Origin of the sequence: Pseudomonas sp. NFIX28, from assembly GCF_900107395.1 — a bacterium.
Taxonomy (GTDB): Bacteria; Pseudomonadota; Gammaproteobacteria; order Pseudomonadales; family Pseudomonadaceae; genus Aquipseudomonas.
In genome coordinates this window covers 43,850-61,644 of record NZ_FNPW01000002.1, presented here as the reverse complement: position 1 = coordinate 61,644, position 17,795 = coordinate 43,850, and the positions used below count along the sequence as shown (strand labels likewise).

Below are 17,795 nucleotides of genomic sequence, written 5' to 3'. Positions count from 1 at the left end.
CCTTCGCAGGAGACAGGCCATGAACGCTGTGAGCGATGAACAGGGTCATGCAATCGTTGGCGATCACGACCACGCCCACGGTCCCGCCAAGGGCCTGATGCGCTGGGTGCTGACCACCAACCACAAGGACATCGGCACCCTGTACCTGTGGTTCGCCTTCTCCATGTTCCTGCTCGGCGGCTCGTTCGCCATGGTGATCCGCGCCGAGCTGTTCCAGCCCGGCCTGCAGATCGTGCAGCCGGAATTCTTCAACCAGATGACCACCATGCACGGCCTGGTGATGGTCTTCGGCGCGGTGATGCCGGCCTTCGTCGGCCTGGCCAACTGGATGATCCCGCTGATGGTCGGCGCGCCGGACATGGCCTTGCCGCGGATGAACAACTTCAGTTTCTGGCTGCTGCCGGCGGCCTTCCTGATGCTGGTCTCGACCCTGTTCATGCCGGGCGGCGGGCCCAATTTCGGCTGGACCTTCTACGCCCCGCTGTCCACCACCTACGCGCCGGAAAGCGTGACCTTCTTTATCTTCGCCATCCACCTGATGGGCATCAGCTCGATCATGGGCGCGATCAACGTGATCGCCACCATCCTCAACCTGCGCGCCCCTGGCATGACCCTGATGAAGATGCCGCTGTTCGTCTGGACCTGGCTGATCACCGCGTTCTTGCTGATCGCGGTGATGCCGGTGCTGGCCGGCTGCGTGACCATGATGCTGATGGACATCCACTTCGGCACCAGCTTCTTCAGCGCCGCCGGCGGCGGCGACCCGGTGCTGTTCCAGCATGTGTTCTGGTTCTTCGGCCACCCCGAGGTGTACATCATGATCCTGCCGGCCTTCGGCGCCGTCAGCGCGATCATCCCGGCCTTCTCGCGCAAGCCGCTGTTCGGCTACACCTCGATGGTCTACGCCACCGCGAGTATTGCCTTCCTGTCGTTCATCGTCTGGGCGCACCACATGTTCGTGGTCGGCATTCCGCTGGTGGGCGAGCTGTTCTTCATGTACGCCACGATGCTTATCGCGGTGCCGACCGGGGTCAAGGTCTTCAACTGGGTCAGCACCATGTGGCAAGGCTCGCTGACCTTCGAGACGCCAATGCTGTTTGCCGTGGCCTTCGTGATCCTGTTCACCATCGGTGGTTTTTCCGGGCTGATGCTGGCGATCGCGCCGGCGGACTTCCAGTACCAGGACACCTACTTCGTGGTCGCGCACTTCCACTATGTGTTGGTGCCGGGAGCGATCTTCGGCATCTTCGCCTCGGCCTATTACTGGCTGCCGAAGTGGACCGGGCACATGTACGACGAAACCCTGGGCAAGCTGCACTTCTGGCTGTCTTTCGTCGGCATGAACCTGGCGTTCTTCCCGATGCACTTCGTCGGCCTGGCGGGGATGCCACGGCGGATCCCGGACTACAACCTGCAGTTCGCCGATTTCAACATGGTGTCGTCCATCGGCGCGTTCACCTTCGGCGCGACGCAGATCTTCTTCCTGTTCATCGTCATCAAGTGCATCCGTGGCGGCGAGCCCGCGCCGGCCAAGCCCTGGGACGGTGCCGAAGGGCTGGAGTGGAGCGTGCCGTCGCCCGCGCCGTACCACACCTTCACCACGCCGCCGGAAGTGAAATGAACAGCTGTCGCTGCGCGAGCGAGCGCGTGCGCGATAGCCGCGCAGCGGCGATCCGCCAGCCAGCGCGGGTTATCGGCGGCGACTTTTTCGCGAGCAGGTTCGCCCCTGCAGGGAGGTTGCCGGCATGGCCGAAATTTCGATGAAGAAACTGGTCACCCGCCTGCTGCTGGTGGTGACGGCGATGTTCGTCTTCGGTTTTGCCCTGGTGCCGATCTACGACGTGATGTGCAAGGCGCTGGGCATCAACGGCAAGACCGGCGGGCAGTATTCCGGCGAGCAGCAGGTGGATGCCTCGCGCCAGGTGCGGGTGCAGTTCCTGTCGACCAACGCGATCGACATGGTCTGGGATTTCTATCCCAAGGCCGACGACATCGTGGTTCATCCCGGCGCGGTGAACGAGATGATCTTCATCGCGCGCAACCCCAGCGATCGGCCGATGAGCGCCCAGGCGGTCCCGAGCATTTCGCCAAGCAGCGCCGCGATGTATTTCCACAAGACCGAATGCTTCTGCTTTACCCAGCAAGTGCTGCAGCCCGGTCAGCAGATCGAGATGCCGGTACGTTTCATCGTTGACCGCGACATGCCCAAGGATGTGAAGCACCTGACGCTGGCTTACACGCTGTTCGATATCACCGCGCGTCATCCACCGGTGGCGGTGAGCACCCGCACCGGCGGCTAAGACGTTCAAGCGTGCCCGATAAGGAGAACAATAAATGGCAACTCATGAGCATTATTACGTTCCCGCCCAGAGCAAGTGGCCGATCATCGCCACGGTGGGCATGTTCGTTACCGTGTTCGGCCTGGCCACCTGGTTCAACGACCTCAAGGCCGAGCGCGCGGAATCCCATGGCCCGCTGATTTTCTTCATCGGCAGCCTGTTGCTGGCCTACATGCTGTTCGGCTGGTTCGGCGCGGTGATCAAGGAAAGCCGCGCCGGCCTGTACAGCGCCCAGCTCGATCGCTCATTCCGCTGGGGCATGAGCTGGTTCATCTTTTCCGAAGTGATGTTTTTCATCGCCTTCTTCGGCGCGCTGTTCTACGTGCGCCAGGTGTCCGGCCCGGCGCTGGGCGGCGAAGGCAGCAAGGGCATCGCGCACATGCTCTGGCCGAGTTTCGAGTATGTCTGGCCGTTGCTCAACAACCCCGATTCCAAGCTGTTCCCGCCGCCCAAGGACGTCATCAGCCCCTGGGGCTTGCCGTTGCTCAACACCGTGCTGCTGGTGAGTTCCAGTGTCACCGTGACCATCGCCCACCACGCCCTGAAGAAAGGCCACCGCGGCGCGCTGAAGCTCTGGCTGGCGATCACCGTGTTGCTGGGCTGTGCCTTCCTCGGTTTCCAGGCCGAGGAATACCTGCACGCCTACCAGGAACTGGGGCTGACCCTGGGATCGGGCATCTACGGCGCCACGTTCTTCATGCTCACCGGGTTCCACGGTGCCCACGTGACCATCGGCACGCTGATTCTGTTCGTGATGCTGATGCGCATCATGAAGGGCCACTTCGACGCCGAGCATCAGTTCGGCTTCGAGGCGGCCAGTTGGTATTGGCACTTCGTCGATGTGGTGTGGATCGGCTTGTTTGTCTTCGTCTACGTGCTCTGAACCGCCTGGTTACCAGGGCGCGCGGGACACCAGCTGGCCGCTGAAGAAACCCCAGGCGATCAAGCCGACGGTGAGCGCGGCCAGGCACACACGAACGGTTAGCGAACGGAGCAGGCGATGGGAGCTGCTGTCGTCCTTGACCAGGAAGAACAGGCCACTGAACAGGCTGGCAAGCGTGGCGATCAGCAACAGGACGATGGCCGCTTTAAGCATGGTGGGCTCCGGGAGAAACGCGATGCGCTTGAGTATAGCCAGTCGATCTCGCCACTTTCGGGCCCTGGCATGAACGGCTTTCGCCCGGGCGTGCTGCCGACCCTGGTGGTGCTGGCGTTGCTGCCGGTGCTGGTGGCGCTCGGCTGCTGGCAACTGGGCCGGGGCGAACAGAAGCGCGAATTGCTGGCCAGCTACGCCGAACGGCGGGTGGCCGAGCCTTTGACCGTGGATGAGCTGCGGGTCGCGACCGATCCGGCTTTTCGCCGGGTGCGGTTGCACGGCCGCTTCGATGCCGCCCACAGCCTGCTGCTGGATAACCGCCTGCACGACGGCAAGGTCGGGGTCGAGCTGCTGCAACCCTTTCTCGACCAGGCCAGCGGTCAATGGCTGCTGCTCAACCGTGGCTGGCTGCCCTGGCCGGACCGGCGCACGCCTGTGGCGTTCAGCACTCCGGAACAGTCGTTGAGCCTTGATGCCTGGGTCTATGTCGCCCCCGGCGCGACCTTTCAACTGCATGCCGACCCACTGAATGCCCAGTGGCCGCGGCTGGTGACGACGGTCGATCCGGCCAGGCTCTGGAGTGAGCTGGGCCGCAGCGGCTTTGCCTATGAGCTGCGCCAGGAGCGTGGCCCGGGCGCCTACATGACCGAGTGGCCGGTGGTGGCCATGGGGCCGGAAAAACATCTGGGCTACGCCGTGCAGTGGTTCGCCCTGGCGCTGGCCCTGTGCGCTTTGTACCTCTATTTCGGATGGCATAACGCAAGGGAGAAAAACCATGGGAGCGGCCATGAATCCACCCAACATTTCTGAGGCCCAGGCGCCGCGCAACCGACGTCGCGGGCGCTGGCAGCTGTTGCTGATCGTGGCCATGGTGATCGGCCCGATGATCCTCGCCACCGGCATGTACAAGCTGCAGTTCTGGGTACCGGAAAGCCGCAGCTACCACGGCGAGCTGATCGGCAACGGCCAGAGCCGCGCCGACATCGGGGTCCAGGCCGACGAGACGCGCTGGCAGATCCTGGTCACCGCCCCACGGGATTGCGCCGCGGATTGCCAGCAACTGGTGTACCTGGCGCGGCAGATCCAGATCTCCCTGGGCCGCGACGCCTCGCGGGCCAGCCACGCCCTGGCCGCCGCCCAGCCGCTGGCCGACGATTACCAGGCCAAGCTGCAGCGCGAATACCCGCAACTGCAACGCTACCCGCTGGACCTGCCGGCCTACGCCAAGGGCGCCAGCGAACAGGGCGCGCCGCAGCTGTGGATCGTCGACCCGCACGGCAACCTGGTTTTGCGCTACGACGCCCGGGTCAAGGGCAAGGACCTGCTCAACGACCTGCGCCATCTGCTGAAACTGTCGAACATCGGATAAGGGCATCGTCATGGCCAAGCCTGGATTTCGCCTCGCCTTGTTTGCCACCTTGCTGGCGCTGATCGTGGTGCTGCTCGGCGCCTACACCCGGCTGACCCACGCCGGCCTCGGCTGCCCGGACTGGCCGGGTTGCTACGGCTTCATCGGCGTGCCGAAAAGCGAAGCCCAGCTGGCCCATGCCGAACTGCATTTTCCCGAGACCCCGGTGGAAGCCCACAAGGGCTGGAACGAGATGATCCACCGCTATTTCGCCGGCACCCTGGGCCTGTTGATCGTGCTGCTGGCGGCACGCTCCTGGAGCCACCGGCATCATCCCGGGCAACCGCTGAAGTTGCCGCTGTTCCTGCTGGCGGTGGTATTCGCCCAGGCCTTGTTCGGCATGTGGACGGTGACCCTCAAGCTGTGGCCGCAAGTCGTCACCGCGCACCTGCTGGGCGGTTTCGCCACCCTGAGCCTGCTGTTCTTGCTGACGCTGCGCCTGTCCGGCGTGCTGCCGGCGCTGATCGTGCCGCGGCGCCTGCAATACTGGGCCACGGCCGGGCTGGTGCTGGTAATCGGGCAGATCGCCCTGGGCGGCTGGGTCAGCTCCAACTACGCGGCGGTGGCCTGCATCGACCTGCCGACCTGCCACGGCCAATGGTGGCCGGCGGCGGATTTCGCCAACGGCTTTCACCTGACCCAGCACATCGGCCCCAACTACCTGGGCGGGCAGCTCGACAGCGACGCGCGCACGGCCATCCACCTGACCCATCGCATCGGCGCGCTGCTGGTGACCCTGGTGCTGCTCGGCCTGGCCTGGCAACTCAAGCATGTGGGCATGACTCGTCTCGCCGGGCTGGTGCTGGTGGCGCTGGCGGCGCAGGTCGGCCTGGGTATCAGCAATGTGTTGTTCCACCTGCCGCTGCCGGTGGCCGTGGCGCACAACGCCGGCGGCGCGGCGCTGCTGCTGACCCTGGTGCTGGTCAACTATCACGCCCGTACCAGCCTGGTTCGCGCCCGTTCGCACCTGCCGCTGGGCTGGCGCCTGAGCCCGCGCAAACATGCCGCCGGGCCCATCACCATTAAAGGAGAAATGCCATGGCGACTCTGACCGGCGAGCGTCACAGCCAGGCGATCTGGCGAGACTACCTGGAGCTGACCAAGCCCAAGGTGGTGGTGCTGATGCTCATTACTTCGCTGGTGGGCATGTTCCTCGCCACCCGCGCCGGGGTGCCGTGGACGGTGCTGGTGTTCGGCAACCTGGGCATCGCCCTGTGCGCCGGCGCGGCGGCGGCGGTGAACCATGTGGTGGACCGGCGGATCGATGCGGTCATGGCGCGCACCCACAAGCGGCCGCTGGCCGAAGGCCGGGTAGCGCCGGCGGCGGCGCTGGGTTTCGCCCTGCTGCTGGCCATTGCCGGGCAAGCCTTGCTGCTGGCGTTCACCAACCCGCTGACCGCCTGGCTGACCCTGGCGTCGCTGCTCGGTTATGCGGTGATCTACACCGGCTTTCTCAAGCGGGCGACCCCGCAGAACATTGTGATCGGCGGCCTGGCCGGCGCCGCGCCGCCGCTGCTGGGCTGGGTTGCGGCCACCGGGCATGTGACCGCCGAACCGCTGCTGCTGGTGCTCATCATCTTCGCCTGGACCCCGCCGCACTTCTGGGCCCTGGCCATTCACCGCAAGGAGGAATACGCCAAGGCCGACATCCCGATGCTGCCGGTGACCCACGGCGAGCATTACACCAAGGTGCATATCCTGCTTTATACCTGCGCCCTGCTGGCGGTCAGCCTGCTGCCCTATGCGATCCACATGAGCGGCCTGCTCTACCTGATTTGTGCCCTGGGCCTGGGCGCGCGCTTTCTGCAATGGGCCTGGGTGCTGTACCGTGGCAGCCGGCCGCACGCGGCGATCAACACCTTCAAGTACTCTATTTATTACTTGTTCCTGCTGTTTATCGCGCTGCTCGTAGACCACTACCTATTGTTGAACCTATGACTCGAACTCAGAAAACCGTCTTTATTCTCGTGGCGCTGGTGGCCCTGGTGCTGGGGCTCACCGTCAACAAAGTGCTGACCGGCAAGAACCAGGGGGACCCGACCGCATTGATCGATGCCGGGATCATCCTGCTGCCCCAGAGCCGCAACCTGCCGGACGTGAAAATGACCGACCAGGAAGGCCAGCCGGTGGTGCTCAATGAGCTCAAGGGCAAGTGGAGCCTGCTGTTCTTCGGCTACACCTTCTGCCCGGATATCTGCCCGACCACCCTCGCCCAACTGCGCCAGATCAAGAGCGAGCTGCCCAAGGAGGCGGTGGATAACCTGCAGGTGGTGCTGGTCAGCGTCGACCCGAACCGCGACACGCCGCAGCAGCTGAAGCAGTACCTGGGCTACTTCGACAAGGACTTCAAGGGCCTGACCGCGACTTCGGTGGAAGACGTGCAGAAGCTTGCCAATGCGGTGAGCATCCCGTTCATTCCGGCCGATACCAGCAAGCCCAACTACACCGTCGACCACAGCGGCAACCTGGCGGTGATCGGCCCGGACGGCACCCAGCGCGGCTTCATCCGCGCGCCGTTGAACAACCAGAAGCTGGTGGCCCAGCTGCCGGTGATGTTGCAACGCAAGTAACCCGGGACGCCTGAATCCTGTAGCCGCTGTCGCAGGCTGCGATAAGGCGCGTAGCGCCTTCCGAGGGCCTCAAGAGCACGTCTCCTGCGGAGCCGATCGCAGCCTGCGGCAGCGGCTACAGGGAACTCGGTAGGCAACTGAAACGAAACGGGGCGCCTTGAGGCGCCCCGTTTGTGTCTCTGCAACCGATCAGAACGCCGGCACCACGGCGCCTTTGTACTTCTCGAGAATGAACTGCTTCACCTCCGCGCTGTGCAGGGCGGCAACCAGTTTCTTCATGGCGGCCGAATCCTTGTCGTCAGGACGGGCCACCAGGATGTTCACGTAAGGCGAGTCCTTGCCTTCGATCACCAGGGCGTCCTTGGACGGGTCCAGCTTGGCTTCCAGGGCGTAGTTGGTGTTGATCAGCGCCAGGTCGACCTGGGTCAGCACGCGCGGGATGGTCGCGGCTTCCAGCTCACGGAATTTCAGGTCCTTGGTGTTCTCGGTGATGTCTTTGACCGTGGACAGGATGTTGTTGGAATCCTTGAGCTTGATCAGGCCGGCCTTGGCCAGCAGCAGCAAGGCGCGGCCGCCGTTGGTGGCGTCGTTGGGGATCACCACGTTGGCGCCACCCGGCAGTTCCTCGAGCTTCTTGAACTTGTTGGAGTAGGCGCCCAGCGGCTCCAGGTGCACGCCGGCGACGCTCACCAGGTGGGTGCCCTTGGCCTTGTTGAACTCATCCAGGTACGGCTGGTGCTGGAAGAAGTTGGCGTCCAGGCGCTTTTCGGCGACCTGCACGTTTGGCTGGATGTAGTCGGTGAAGACCTTGACCTTCAGGTCCACGCCTTCCTTGGCCAGCGCCGGCTTCACGAATTCGAGGATCTCGGCGTGAGGCACCGGAGTGGCGGCCACGGTCAGGGTGTCAGCGGCGTGCGCGGAGAACGCGGCAACGGCGGCGAAAGCGACGAGTAGTTTTTTCATCCAGCTAGCTCCTTGTGAGGCGCCCGGGTGCCGGACGCCTGCCGGCCAGGGCCGACTTATTTTCGGGAAAAGTGCACCACCAGCTTGTCGCCGACGGTTTGCAGAACTTGAACCAGCACCAGCAACAGCACCACGGTGACCACCATCACATCGGTCTGGAAGCGCTGGTAACCGAAGCGGATCGCCAGGTCGCCGAGACCGCCCGCGCCTACCACGCCCGCCATGGCGGTGTAGGAAACAAGGGTAATCGCTGTCACGGTAATTGCCGCGAAAATACCCGGACGGGCTTCCGGCAGCAGGGCATTGGTGATGATCTGCCGGGTGGTCGCGCCCATCGACTGGGTGGCTTCGATGATGCCGCGGTCCACTTCGCGCAGCGCGGTTTCCACCAGGCGGGCGAAGAACGGCGTGGCACCGACCACCAGGGGCGGGATCGCCCCGGCGACACCCAGCGAGGTGCCGGTAATGAGCACGGTGAAAGGAATCATCACGATCAGCAGGATGATGAACGGCAGCGAGCGCAGGATGTTCACCAGCAGCGACAGCAAGGCGTAGAGGCTCTTCTGCTCCAGCAGCTGGCGCGGGCTGCAGAGGAACAGCAACACGCCCAGCGGCAGGCCCAGCAGCACGGTGAACAGCAGCGAGCCACCGAGCATCAGCAGGGTGTCGCCGGTGGCCAGCCAGATTTCGTACCAGTCGATATTGGCGAAGAAACTTGTCAGCAGTTCCATTAGCGCAGCACCTCCATGTGGACATCCGCCGCGCTGAAGTGGGCGAACGCCGCCTCCATGTCACCGCCGGTGATGGCCAGGGTCAGTTGCCCGTAGGGGACGTCTTTGATGCGGTCGATGCGGCCGGCGAGGATGCTGTAGTCGACCCCGGTCTCGCGGGCCACGGTGCCCAGCAGCGGCGCGTAGGTGGCATCGCCCTGGAAGGTCAGGCGCACGATGCGGCCCGGCACGTGGGCGAAGTCGTCGCGCTGCTCGCTTTCGTCGATCTGCTCGTCTTCCTGGACGAAACGCTTGGTGGTCGGGTGCTTGGGGTGCAGGAACACCTCGGCCACCGAACCCTGCTCGACGATCTCCCCGGCATCCATCACCGCCACCTGGTCGCAGACGCGACGGATCACGTCCATTTCATGGGTGATCAGCACGATGGTCAGTTGCAGTTCGCGATTGATCTCGGCCAGCAGCTGCAGGACCGACGCAGTGGTTTGCGGGTCCAGGGCGCTGGTGGCTTCGTCGCACAGCAGGATCTTCGGCTTGGTCGCCAGGGCGCGGGCGATGCCGACGCGCTGCTTCTGCCCGCCGGACAGCTGGGCCGGGTATTTTTTGGCGTGATCGGAAAGACCGACGCGGGCCAGCAGCTCGGCCACGCGCTGGTCGATCGCGCTGCGCGACAGCTCGCCGGCCAGGGTCAGCGGCAGCGCGACGTTGTCGGCCACGGTCTTGGAGGCCAGCAGGTTGAAGTGCTGGAAGATCATCCCGACCTGCTGGCGGAAACGGCGCAGGCCATTGGCGTCCAGGGCGGTGACTTCTTCGTCGTCGACGATGATCTTGCCGCCGCTGGGGTTTTCCAGGCGGTTGATCAGGCGCAGCAGGGTGCTTTTACCCGCGCCGGAATGGCCGATCAGGCCGAATACCTGGCCATTCTCGACCTTCAGGCTGGTCGGATGCAGGGCGGGAATATCCTTACCGGCGACCCGGTAGGTTTTATGGACGTTTTGAAACTCGATCACGTAGCGAACCTTGTGGGGCGCGTTAGAAAAGGATCAGCGGTTAGCCGGGCGCGCATTTTAGCCTGTCCGTATAGAGGTTCTTAGCATTTATTTTGTATTCATCCTTCGATTTGGCAATAACGCGATCAAAGGTCATAAAAAAGGAACGGCACCCAAGCCTTGTCAGTCACTGCTTAAGCCACTCGAAAAAAGCCAGGTGCCTTGCCTGGCGATTTTGACCGATGAAGCCCCGGCCTGCCGGGACTTTGCCAACGAGGAGTTTTGTCTGATGAGCAGCAAGAAGCCGAGCCTACCGAAAAGCCAGCTGGCCGGGACCGATACCCTGGACCGCGGCAACACCAACAGCAAGCTGCAAAGCCTGGAGACCTTCCGCTCCGATGCCAGCGAACAGGCGCTGCGCACCAACCAGGGGGTGAAGGTCGCCGATAACCAGAACACCTTGAAGGCCGGCGCCCGCGGGCCTTCGTTGCTGGAAGACTTCATCATGCGTGAGAAGATCACGCACTTCGATCATGAGCGGATCCCCGAGCGTGTCGTGCATGCCCGCGGCACCGGCGCCCATGGCTACTTCCAGGCCTACGAGAACCATTCGGCCCTGACCAAGGCCGGCTTCCTGCGCGACCCGGGCAAGAAGACGCCGGTGTTCGTGCGTTTTTCCACGGTGCAGGGGCCGCGCGGGTCCGGCGACACCGTGCGCGACGTGCGCGGTTTCGCCGTGAAGTTCTTCACCGACGAAGGCAACTTCGACCTGGTGGGCAACAACATTCCGGTGTTCTTCATCCAGGACGCGGTCAAGTTTCCCGACTTCGTCCATGCGGTCAAACCCGAGCCGCACAACGAGATCCCCACCGGCGCCTCGGCCCACGACACCTTCTGGGACTTCGTGTCGCTGCAGCCGGAGTCGGCGCACATGGTGATGTGGGTGATGTCCGACCGGGCAATCCCGAAAAGCCTGCGCAGCATGCAGGGTTTTGGCGTGAACACCTTTCGTTTTATCAACGCCGAAGGCACCTCCAGCTTCGTCAAATTCCATTGGCAACCGACAGTGGGCACCTGCTCGCTGGTCTGGGACGAGGCGCAGAAACTGGCGGGCAAGGACACCGACTTCCATCGTCGCGACTTGTGGGAGTCGATCGAGAGCGGCGATTACCCGGAATGGGAGCTGGGCGTGCAGGTGATAGTCGAGGAAAACGAGCACAAGTTCGATTTCGACATCCTTGACCCGACCAAGCTGGTTCCCGAGGAACTGGTGCCGATCACGCCGCTGGGCAAGATGGTGCTCAACCGCAACCCGGACAACTTCTTCGCCGAGACCGAGCAGGTTGCCTTCTGCCCGGGGAATATCGTGCCGGGTATCGACTTCTCCAATGACCCGCTGCTGCAAGGCCGGCTGTTTTCCTACACCGACACCCAGCTCAGCCGCCTCGGCGGGCCGAACTTCCACGAACTGCCGATCAACCGCCCGGTGGCGCCCTTCCACAATGGCCAGCGCGATGCCATGCACCGCAGCACCATCGACAAGGGCCGGGCGTCCTATGAGCCGAATTCCATCGATGGCGGCTGGCCGAAAGAGACGCCGCCAGCGGCCGAGGACGGTGGCTTCGAGAGCCATAACGAGCGTATCGACGCGCACAAGATCCGCCAGCGCAGCCCGTCCTTCAGCGACCATTTTTCCCAGGCGCGGCTGTTCTTCAACAGCATGAGCAAGCATGAGCAGGAACACATCATCGCCGCCTACAGCTTCGAGCTGGGCAAGGTCGAGCGCGAAGCGATCCGCGCACGCCAGGTCAACGAGATCCTGGCCAATATCGATCTCGAGCTGGCCAAGCGGGTCGCCCAGAACCTGGGCTTGCCGGTGCCCAAGGCGGGCACTGTCGAGGTGCCTGAACTGACCCCCGATCATTCGCCGGCCCTGAGCCAGGCCAATCTGCTTTCTGGCGACATCAAGACTCGCAAGGTGGCGATCCTGGCGGCCAACGGGGTCGACGGCAGGGCCATCGCCGGGTTGAAAAAGGCCCTGGAAGCCGAAGGCGCCCGCGCCAAGTTGCTGGGGCCGACCTCGGCGCCGGTGACCACGGCGGATGGTAAGACCCTGGCGGTGGACGCTTCCATGGAAGGACTGCCGTCAGTGGCGTTCGACGCGGTGTTCGTGCCGGGTGGCGCCAAGTCGATACAGGCCTTGAGCAACGATGGCGTGGCTTTGCATTACCTGCTCGAAGCCTACAAGCACCTCAAGGCGATTGCCTTGCACGGCGAGGCCAAGCAATTGCTGGATGTGCTCAAGCTGGAGGTGGATGCGGGGTTGATCGTTGGCGACGATGCCCAGGCGTTGAAGGCGTTCTTCAATGCGATTGCCCATCACCGGGTCTGGGAGCGGGAGCCGAAGGCCAAGGCGATTCCGGCCTGATGCGATGACGCTTGCGTAGGAGCACAGCTTGCGTGCGAAAGGGTTTGGCGCCGCGCTAATTGAGCGCGGGCAAGCCGGATCGCCGCCCGCTCGCTCCTACGGAGGTGGCGTTACTGCGGTTTGCGTGGGGTCAGCACCATCTGGGCCGGGACGTGGCGCAGGATCTGCCGTTCGACTTGCAGGTCGAACTCGCTGTCGAGCTTCTTCACCCGCTTGCTCAGCAGGGTGTTCAGCCAGGGGTAATCCTCGGTGCGCGGTGCCTGGATGGTCACGTCGCACTGATAATTCACCACATCGGCGGCGATCGCATCGAGTTGCCGGCGCAGTTGCTTGATATCGGTGAGGTTCAGCGCAACCGTGGTGCTTTCGGCGGCCGGGTCGATCAGCTTGGCCGCTGGCCTGGCTTCGGCGGCCTTGAGCGCGGCTTCGGCTTTTTCCAGCTCGGCTTTGCGGGCCTGGGTGATGGCGCCGTTGACGCCACCGGTCAGGGCCGGGGCCTTGGGCATCAGCGCGCGTGCACGGCTCAGGGCCGTGGCGGCTGCATTGACGTCACCCTTCTGCAGCACGATCTGGCTGCGCTGCAAATAGGCTTCGGCCAGCTGGCGCTGGTATTGCTCGAGCTGCGGATCGTTGGGCGACTGGGCCTGCAAGGCGCTCAACTGGTCTTCGGCGGTGGCCAGTTCGCTGCTGGCGATATTTTGTTGCAGCTGTGCGATGGCCGTGGCCCGGGCGTCGGGCACTTCGGCCGGCGGCGTGCTCTGGCAGGCCCCCAGCATCAGGGAAAATGCGACAAGGAGCAGATAACGGGAGGCGAACGGCTTCATTCCTGCGACTCTCTAATTGCGCAAAAAGCGAGCAAGTCTACACCCCTCGACGAGGCAGGACAAAACTCAGCAGAAACAATGCGGCGGCCGTGACCACAATCGACGGCCCCGCGGGGGTGTCCTTGAACCACGACAACGCCAGCCCGCCACAGACCGCGAGTATGCCCAGCAGGCTCGCGCCCAGCGCCATCTGCTCCGGGGAGCGGGCGTGACGTTGGGCCGCAGCCGCCGGAATGATCAGCAACGAGGTAATCAGCAAGACCCCGACGATTTTCATCGCCACCGCGATCACCACCGCGATCAACAGCATCAGCGCCAGGCGCAGCGACGCCACCGGCAAGCCTTCGACCCTGGCCAGCTCCTCGTGCACGGTAATCGCCAGCAATGGTCGCCACAGGGCTACCAACAGCAGCAGGACCGCGGCGCTGCCGCCGAGAATCCACGCCAGGTCGCCAGGGCTGATCGCCAGCAGGTCGCCGAACAGATAGGCCATCAGGTCGATCCGCACGTCATGCATGAAGCTTAGTACCACCAGCCCGAGGGAGAGGGTGCTGGGAGCGAGAATCCCCAGCAACGTATCCGAAGCCAGCGGCTGGCGCTGTTGCAGGGTGACCAGCAGCACCGCCAGCAGCAGGCAGCCGACGGTTACCGCCACCGCCGGGCTGACGTCCAGCAGGAAGCCCAGGGCCACGCCGAGCAAGGCGGCATGGGACAGGGTGTCGCCGAAATAGGCCATGCGCCGCCAGACCACGAACGATCCGAGGGGACCCGCCACCAGCGCCAGCGCCAAACCTGCGAGCAGGGCGTACAACAGAAAATCAGCCATGCTTGCAGCTATCTCCGTGAACATGAACGTGGCCGGCCGCGGCCCCGGTGACCACCGAACCGTGCAGGTCGTGGGCGTGGTCGTGATGGTGGTGGTAGATCGCCAGGCTGGGCGCGTTCTGGCCGAACAGCTCGACGAAGGCCGGGTCGCCGCTGACCTGTTCCGGGTGGCCGGAGCAGCACACGTGGCGGTTGAGGCAGACCACCTGGTCGGTGGTGCTCATCACCAGGTGCAGGTCGTGGGAAACCATCAGCACGCCGCAGCCGTGGCGATCGCGCAAGCGGGTGATCAGGCTGTACAGCTCGGCCTGGCCGGCGACGTCCACGCCTTGCACCGGTTCGTCGAGAACCAGCAGTTCCGGCTCGCGCAGCAGGGCGCGAGCCAGCAGCACGCGCTGCATTTCACCGCCGGAGATGCTTTGCACCGGGCTGTCGATCACCTGCTCGGCACCGACTTCATTCAGCGCGGCCAGGGCTCTGGCACGGTCCACGCCGGGCACCAGGCGCAGGAAGCGCAGCACCGACAGCGGCAATGTCGGGTCGACGTGCAGCTTCTGCGGCATATAGCCGACCCGTAATTTCGGCTTGCGCCAGACGCTGCCGCTGTCGGGCTTGAGCAGGCCGAGCACGGCACGCACCAGGGTGGTCTTGCCGGCACCGTTGGGGCCGATCAGGGTGACGATCTGCCCCGGTTCGACGCTGAGCTGGATGTTATCCAGCACGGCCTGCCCGGCAAAGGTCACCGCGACCTGATCGAGGCGGATCAAGGCAGTGCTCATCAAGCCCCCTGGCAACCCGAGCAGAGGCCGACCACTTCGACCGTCTGGCCCTCGACGACAAAGCCGACATCGCGGGCGCTGCTGATGATCGCGTCGCTGATGGATTTCTGTTCAAGCTCGATGGCGGCGTGGCAGACGCGGCAGATCAGGAACTGGCCCTGGTGCGCGTGTTCCGGGTGGTTGCAGCCGACGAAGGCGTTGAGCGAAGCGATGCGGTGCACCAGACCGTTTTCCAGCAGGAAATCCAGGGCGCGGTACACGGTTGGCGGCGCGGCGCGGCGCCCGTCCTGCTCACTGAGCACCGCGAGGATGTCGTAGGCACCCAGTGGCTTGTGGCTTTGCCAGACCAGTTCCAGCACCCGCCGACGCAGGGCGGTCAGGCGCAGGCCTTGGCGTGCGCACAGGGCATCGGCCTCGGACAGCGCGCTGTGCACGCAGTGAGAATGGTCGTGGGGGCGACTGGCAAGAGGGGTTTTAGGCATGAGCGGCGACGATAATGGTGAGAGACGTTATTATGTTACCCGTTCTCGCCTCTTCGAGTGGTCATCGTGTCCCGACTTTTTAGCCTTTTTGTCGCTTTTTCCACCAGTTTGTTCGTGATCAGCTCGGCCCAGGCCGAAGTCCGGGTCCTGACCAGCATCAAACCCCTGCAATTGATCGCCGCCGCCGTCCAGGACGGCATCGCCGTGCCCGAGGTTCTGCTGCCGCCGGGGGCCTCGCCGCACAACTATGCGTTGCGCCCTTCCGACGTGCGCAAGGTGCAGTCGGTGGATTTGCTCTACTGGATCGGCCCGGACATGGAGGGCTTCCTGCCACGAGTGCTCAAGGGACGCACCCAACCAGTGCTGGCGGTACAGGACCTGCCGGGATTGAAACTCCGTCATTTCGCCGAAGATGAACACTCGCACGCCGAAGAAGCCGACGAACATGACCACGATCACCGCCCCGGCAGCCTCGACGCGCACCTCTGGCTGTCATCGGTTAATGCACGGGTCATTGCCGACCGCATGGCGGCCGACCTGAGCGCCATCGACCCGGCCAACGCCGCGCGTTACCAGAGCAACGCCAAGGCCTTCGACCAGCGCCTGGATGCCCTGGATGCGCGCTTGAAAGCCCGCCTGGCGCCGATCGCCGGCAAGCCTTATTTCGTCTTCCACGAAGCCTTCGATTACTTCGAAGACGCCTATGGCCTCAAGCACGCCGGGGTGTTCAGCGTGGCGGCCGAGGTGCAGCCGGGCGCGCAGCACGTCGCGGCGATGCGCAAGCGCTTGCAGGAAGTCGGCAAGACCTGTGTGTTCAGCGAGCCGCCATTGCGCCCGCGCCTGGCCGAAACCCTGGTGGCGGGCTTGCCGGTGAAGCTGGCGGAGCTCGATGCGTTGGGCGGCTACACCCCGGCCACCGCGCAGGGTTATGAGCAATTGCTGGAGAAGCTGGGCAACGATCTGGCAGGTTGCCTGGAATCGTTGTAACGGCTGCTGGCGCTATCGCGGGCAAGCCTCGCTCCTACAGGGGATTTGTAGGAGCGAGGCTTGCCCGCGAGGCTTTCATAGGGCGAAAGGCAATGGCGCGCTGACTTGCTGGCGCTGGGCCAGGCGCAGCTGGAATTCCATCGGGTCGTGAATCAGCACGTCCTGCCCGGCGAAGGACTCGGCGGCAATCAGGCGCGACAGCCAGAAGCGCACGCAGGCGACCCGCAACATGGTGGGCCACAGCTCGGCCTCGGCGGCGGTGAACGGCCGCAGGGCCGCGTAGGCACCCAGCAAGGCCCGGGCGCGGGCGCCGTCGAGCTGGCCGTCGGCGTCGGAGCACCAATCGTTGAGGGCAATTGCCACGTCGTACAGCATCGGCCCGGAGCAGGCGTTGTAGAAATCGATCAGCCCGGTCAGGTGCGTGCCTTCGAACATCGCGTTGTCGCGGAACAGGTCGGCGTGGATATTGGCCCGCGGCAGCGCGAGGATTTTCACTTTCTGCTCGGCGATTTCATCCAGGGCTCGTTGCAGCAGCTCCCGCGCCTGGGCGTCGAGATGCGACAGCATGTGCGTGCCCTCTTCCTGCATCCAGTCCAGGCCGCGATCGGTCTTGCGCTTGATCATGTTGTCCCGGGTGGCCAGGTGCAGATGCGCCAGCAGCTCGCCGACCTGCGCGCAATGCTGGGCATTGGCCTCCTTGATGTGCTTGCCGGCCAGGCGCGGTTGCAGCAGCGCCGGCTTGCCGGCCAGCTCGCGCAGGGCCACGCCGTCGGTGGTGCGCAGCGCGTAAGGTACCGGCAGGTCGGCGTCGTGCAGCACGTCCAGTAGCTCGATGAAGAACGGCATTTCCTGGACCGGGCCGCGCTCGACCAGGGTCAGGACGAACTCGCCCTGTTCCAGGCTGATGAAGAAATTGGTGTTTTCGCTACCAGCGGCAATCCCCTGGAAGTCAAGCAGGCGGCCGAGCCCGTAAGGGGCGAGAAAGGTTTCCAGCTCGGGCCGAGCCAGGGGAGTAAACACAGACATGGTTAAAAACTGCCGTTGCGGGCGCTGCTGTCGAGGCAGCGCCGGTTGAAGTTAGGAGCGGTTTACCACTCGAAAATTTTCCATGCCGGAATCAGCATATCCGGCTGGTCCGAACGAATGAAGTTGCCATCGGAACCGTCGGCACGCACCAGAAAGTAGGGTTTGCCGCCCTTCGGTGTGACCTTGATGGCGTACAGGAAACCGTTCTGGCGGTACTCCTGGATGGTCTTGTCGCCTTCCGTGCGAATGGTCACTTCCGGATCCGCCGACGGCGCATCCTCCGCCGCAATCACGGCCATCGGCGCGATTGCAATCAGGCTGGCCAGCAGCAAGCGATTTAGTGTGCGCATG

At 64.1% G+C, this 17,795-nt stretch carries 20 protein-coding genes; 10 read left to right on the top strand and 10 right to left on the bottom strand.

Features of this window, described 5'->3' with window-relative positions; genetic code table 11:
- The first annotated feature begins 19 nt into the window (after positions 1-19).
- From ctaD to BLV20_RS03665, 3 genes are all read left to right on the top strand, one after another.
- Positions 20-1,621, top strand: coding sequence for a cytochrome c oxidase subunit I (gene ctaD / locus BLV20_RS03675; RefSeq protein ID WP_092297179.1), 1,602 nt, complete (start codon positions 20-22; stop codon positions 1,619-1,621).
- Between the two features lie 124 nt (positions 1,622-1,745).
- Entirely contained in the window at positions 1,746-2,300 is a 555-nt protein-coding gene (locus tag BLV20_RS03670; protein ID WP_092297176.1) for a cytochrome c oxidase assembly protein, read from the top strand.
- 34 nt (positions 2,301-2,334) lie between these two features.
- Positions 2,335-3,222: a cytochrome c oxidase subunit 3 gene (locus tag BLV20_RS03665; RefSeq protein WP_092297173.1), complete on the top strand. Its 888-nt coding sequence runs from the start codon at positions 2,335-2,337 to the stop codon at positions 3,220-3,222.
- A 9-nt stretch (positions 3,223-3,231) separates the two neighbouring features.
- Here BLV20_RS03665 and BLV20_RS03660 read toward each other — a convergent pair whose 3' ends face one another.
- Positions 3,232-3,435: a twin transmembrane helix small protein gene (locus BLV20_RS03660; protein ID WP_092297170.1), complete on the bottom strand. Its 204-nt coding sequence runs from the start codon at positions 3,433-3,435 to the stop codon at positions 3,232-3,234.
- Between the two features lie 69 nt (positions 3,436-3,504).
- Here BLV20_RS03660 and BLV20_RS03655 point away from each other — a divergent pair, with 69 nt between their 5' ends.
- From BLV20_RS03655 to BLV20_RS03635, 5 genes are read left to right on the top strand one after another with little or no spacing between them, the layout of a single operon-like run.
- A complete protein-coding gene (locus BLV20_RS03655) occupies positions 3,505-4,245 on the top strand; it encodes an SURF1 family protein (RefSeq protein ID WP_092297167.1) in 741 nt (246 codons plus the stop codon).
- Entirely contained in the window at positions 4,211-4,804 is a 594-nt protein-coding gene (locus tag BLV20_RS03650) for a hypothetical protein (protein WP_092297164.1), read from the top strand. Before BLV20_RS03655 ends, BLV20_RS03650 begins: the two co-directional genes overlap by 35 nt.
- A gap of 10 nt (positions 4,805-4,814) precedes the next feature.
- Positions 4,815-5,894 carry a COX15/CtaA family protein gene (locus tag BLV20_RS03645; protein ID WP_092297161.1) on the top strand — a complete coding sequence of 360 codons (1,080 nt, stop codon included), beginning with the start codon at positions 4,815-4,817 and terminating at the stop codon, positions 5,892-5,894.
- A complete protein-coding gene (cyoE, locus tag BLV20_RS03640; RefSeq protein ID WP_092297158.1) occupies positions 5,882-6,781 on the top strand; it encodes a heme o synthase in 900 nt (299 codons plus the stop codon). The genes BLV20_RS03645 and cyoE overlap by 13 nt, the downstream gene beginning before the upstream one ends.
- Positions 6,778-7,413: an SCO family protein gene (locus BLV20_RS03635; RefSeq protein WP_092297155.1), complete on the top strand. Its 636-nt coding sequence runs from the start codon at positions 6,778-6,780 to the stop codon at positions 7,411-7,413. Before cyoE ends, BLV20_RS03635 begins: the two co-directional genes overlap by 4 nt.
- A gap of 189 nt (positions 7,414-7,602) precedes the next feature.
- Here the strand turns inward: BLV20_RS03635 and BLV20_RS03630 are convergent, their stop codons facing one another.
- From BLV20_RS03630 to BLV20_RS03620, 3 genes are read right to left on the bottom strand one after another with little or no spacing between them, the layout of a single operon-like run.
- Positions 7,603-8,376, bottom strand: a complete 774-nt coding sequence (locus BLV20_RS03630; protein WP_092297152.1) for a MetQ/NlpA family ABC transporter substrate-binding protein — start codon at positions 8,374-8,376, stop codon at positions 7,603-7,605.
- Between the two features lie 56 nt (positions 8,377-8,432).
- Positions 8,433-9,107, bottom strand: a complete 675-nt coding sequence (locus BLV20_RS03625) for a methionine ABC transporter permease (RefSeq protein ID WP_007924307.1) — start codon at positions 9,105-9,107, stop codon at positions 8,433-8,435.
- On the bottom strand, positions 9,107-10,114 hold the full coding sequence (locus tag BLV20_RS03620) for a methionine ABC transporter ATP-binding protein (RefSeq protein WP_092297149.1): 1,008 nt from the start codon (positions 10,112-10,114) through the stop codon (positions 9,107-9,109). The genes BLV20_RS03625 and BLV20_RS03620 overlap by 1 nt, the downstream gene beginning before the upstream one ends.
- Before the next feature lie 214 nt (positions 10,115-10,328).
- Between BLV20_RS03620 and katE the strand changes: the two genes are divergently transcribed.
- On the top strand, positions 10,329-12,521 hold the full coding sequence (gene katE / locus BLV20_RS03615) for a catalase HPII (RefSeq protein WP_092298458.1): 2,193 nt from the start codon (positions 10,329-10,331) through the stop codon (positions 12,519-12,521).
- Between the two features lie 110 nt (positions 12,522-12,631).
- Here the strand turns inward: katE and BLV20_RS03610 are convergent, their stop codons facing one another.
- From BLV20_RS03610 to zur, 4 genes are read right to left on the bottom strand one after another with little or no spacing between them, the layout of a single operon-like run.
- Positions 12,632-13,345, bottom strand: a complete 714-nt coding sequence (locus BLV20_RS03610) for a PA5502 family lipoprotein (RefSeq protein WP_092297146.1) — start codon at positions 13,343-13,345, stop codon at positions 12,632-12,634.
- A gap of 37 nt (positions 13,346-13,382) precedes the next feature.
- Positions 13,383-14,171 carry a zinc ABC transporter permease subunit ZnuB gene (gene znuB, locus BLV20_RS03605; RefSeq protein WP_007924303.1) on the bottom strand — a complete coding sequence of 263 codons (789 nt, stop codon included), beginning with the start codon at positions 14,169-14,171 and terminating at the stop codon, positions 13,383-13,385.
- Complete coding sequence (gene znuC / locus BLV20_RS03600; protein ID WP_092297143.1) at positions 14,164-14,949, bottom strand: zinc ABC transporter ATP-binding protein ZnuC; 786 nt, start codon at positions 14,947-14,949, stop codon at positions 14,164-14,166. Before znuC ends, znuB begins: the two co-directional genes overlap by 8 nt.
- The gene (gene zur / locus BLV20_RS03595; RefSeq protein ID WP_007924301.1) at positions 14,949-15,431 is read right to left on the bottom strand and encodes a zinc uptake transcriptional repressor Zur; all 483 of its coding nucleotides are present in this window, start codon (positions 15,429-15,431) and stop codon (positions 14,949-14,951) included. Before zur ends, znuC begins: the two co-directional genes overlap by 1 nt.
- A 57-nt stretch (positions 15,432-15,488) precedes the next feature.
- Here zur and BLV20_RS03590 point away from each other — a divergent pair, with 57 nt between their 5' ends.
- A complete protein-coding gene (locus BLV20_RS03590; protein WP_092297141.1) occupies positions 15,489-16,418 on the top strand; it encodes a zinc ABC transporter substrate-binding protein in 930 nt (309 codons plus the stop codon).
- 75 nt (positions 16,419-16,493) lie between these two features.
- Here BLV20_RS03590 and BLV20_RS03585 read toward each other — a convergent pair whose 3' ends face one another.
- Together BLV20_RS03585 and BLV20_RS03580 are read right to left on the bottom strand one after the other, a co-directional pair.
- Complete coding sequence (locus tag BLV20_RS03585) at positions 16,494-17,444, bottom strand: homoserine kinase (RefSeq protein WP_092297138.1); 951 nt, start codon at positions 17,442-17,444, stop codon at positions 16,494-16,496.
- 62 nt (positions 17,445-17,506) lie between these two features.
- A complete protein-coding gene (locus BLV20_RS03580) occupies positions 17,507-17,794 on the bottom strand; it encodes a DUF2782 domain-containing protein (RefSeq protein WP_025806817.1) in 288 nt (95 codons plus the stop codon).
- Position 17,795 lies beyond the last annotated feature (1 nt).